Origin of the sequence: Aeromonas sp. HMWF015 (assembly GCF_963878965.1) — a bacterium.
In the GTDB taxonomy this organism is placed as follows: Bacteria; Pseudomonadota; Gammaproteobacteria; order Enterobacterales; family Aeromonadaceae; genus Aeromonas; species Aeromonas veronii.
This window is the reverse complement of the sequence record NZ_CAWNZT010000249.1, coordinates 14,346-16,636: the sequence shown is the minus strand read 5'-3', so window position 1 is coordinate 16,636 and position 2,291 is coordinate 14,346. Positions and strand designations below refer to the sequence as shown.

Here is a 2,291-nt window from a genome sequence, read left to right as displayed (position 1 = left end):
GCCTGATCCTTGGCATGGGGCTGCCCACCACGGCCAACTACATAGTGGTGTCCAGCCTGCTGGCGCCGGTGGTCGTGACGCTGGGGCAGCAAAACGGGCTGATCGTGCCGCTGATCGCGGTGCACCTGTTCGTCTTCTACTTCGGCATCATGGCGGATGTGACGCCGCCGGTGGGGCTGGCCTCCTTCGCGGCAGCGGCTGTCTCCAAGGGCGATCCCATCAAGACCGGGATCACGGCGTTTTACTACAGCCTGCGTACCGCGGCGTTGCCGTTCCTGTTTATCTTCAACACCGATCTGCTGCTGATCGACGTGGACTTCGCCCACGGGGTGCTGATCTTCATCGTGGCGACCATCGCCATGCTGATCTTCGCCGCCGCCACCCAGGTCTGGTTCCTGGTGAAGAGCCGCTGGTACGAGAGCGTGCTGCTGTTGCTGGTCGCCTTTACCCTGTTCCGCCCTGGTTTCTGGATGGACATGGTGCACGACCCCTATCGCGGGACCCCGCCTGCCCAGCTGGCCCAGACCATGGGTGAAGTGGAGGCGGAGAGCACCCTGCGGCTGCGGATCCTCGGTGAAGATGCAGTGGGCAAGCCACGCAAGTTCACCCTGCTGGTCGCCGTACCGGATGGGGCAAATGGCGAAGAGCGGCTGGCCAATCTGGGGCTGAGCCTCTATGAGCAGGATGGCAAGACGCTGATCGACAACGTCGCCTTTGGCAGCCCGGCCGCCACCATGGGGCTGGAGTTCGATCAGGAGATCCTCACCGTCAAGGCGCCCACCGATCGCTGGCGCAAGGAGTGGATGTGGATCCCGGGCTTCCTGCTGTTCGGAATGATCGTCTGGCTGCAGCGTCGCCGCAGCAAGGCTGGTTAATCCACCGGGCAGATGAGACAGAGGGCCGCTTATTGCGGCCCTCTTTTTATTGCCTTGCCCTCTGCGGCTCTTGCGATGAGCAACAGTCATGGAAAAAGGTAAACGGTGGCGAGCGGCCAAAAAAAAGTGGGGTGACATGTCCATGTCACCCCCTCGCAAATAGCATGTTCCATATTGGAGTCCGGCCACACCGGGTCTCTGTTTCACTTTCCGATAGTTCACGACCCATCTGAAGTGCGCGCCCATTGCAGCGATGCAACTGGCCAGCTACCCGTTACAACCTTCGTCCACACGGCAGACAAGCCACCGTGTTTGTCCTTGCAACTGAAATATTACGCATAAAAACAAAATAAAAAACGTTTTTATGCTAATTCCATTCACATCTGAGTACAAAAAACAGCCTTATCATCACCACTAAATTGTTATAAAACAGCAAGATATATTCATGCATGGTTATTCACCCGCAAAGGGCATCAGCAATGGCTTACAAGGCTTTGCGAGATCTCGCACAAAAAATGGCCGCCTCACAGCCAGCGGCGCAGTGGCAACCAGTCGCTCAGGCGGGCTATCAGTCGCCTTGGCCACCCTTCGGGTTTACGCGGCAATCCACCCGCCTGCTCCTGCCAGCGAGCCAGCCACATTCGCAGCGCCTCGCAGATCGGCGGGCAGTGCAGATGCAGCATCAGCTCGGTATTGAGAAACAGCGAGCGGGGATCGAGGTTTAGGCTGCCGAACAGCGCCCGCTCCTCCCCCAGCAGGATCAGCTTGGCGTGCAGGCTGCCGTGGCCGTGGTCAAACTCGGCAACACGGATGCCGCGCCGCAGCAACCAGCCGAGATAACGCTGATAGGCGCCATAGACCAGTGGCACATCGGTGCTGGCCAGCGAGTTGGTGAGAATCTCGATGGCGACCCCCTGCTGGCGCAGCCGCGCCAGACGGTGCCGAAACCCGCGAGTAAGGATGAGGTAAGGGGTCACCAACCCCAGCGAGCCGGGATTGTCAGCCAGCTGGCGCCAGAGCTGACGGGCAGTGGTGGGACGGGAGATAAGCCCCTTGCCGGGACGGTCGAACCACACCTCGGCCCGCCCCTCATGCCATTGCAGCGGCACATCACGCTCGTCAAACAGCGCCGCAGGCAGATCGTAGACCGTCGCCACCGCCGGATCCGTCATGGTGAACAGGAAGTCGTTGACCACCTCTATTTCGGCGGGCAGCAGCTCGCGGCGCAGCAGATGGCGGATGGGGTGACTCCAGCGGCTGTGCCAAAACTGCTCGAACCCCTGCGCCATCTGCTGGCACAGTCCCCCCTGACAGGCGAGATCGAGATCCACGAAGGGGGCTTGCGGATCCAGACCGAAGTAGCGATCGCCGATGTTGCGCCCGCCGATCAGCGCCAGCTTGCCATCCACCAGCAGC

General features: G+C 60.7%; 2 protein-coding genes. One reads left to right on the top strand and one right to left on the bottom strand.

Going from position 1 to position 2,291, the window contains the following annotated elements; genetic code table 11:
* A partial coding sequence (locus AACS18_RS13295; RefSeq protein ID WP_258228710.1) for a DUF3394 domain-containing protein occupies positions 1 to 875 on the top strand: 875 nt, incomplete at its 5' end.
* 524 nt (positions 876 to 1,399) lie between these two features.
* Here AACS18_RS13295 and AACS18_RS13290 read toward each other — a convergent pair.
* Positions 1,400 to 2,291, bottom strand: an 892-nt coding sequence (locus tag AACS18_RS13290) for a phospholipase D-like domain-containing protein (protein ID WP_258228709.1), incomplete at its 5' end; no start/stop codon positions are given.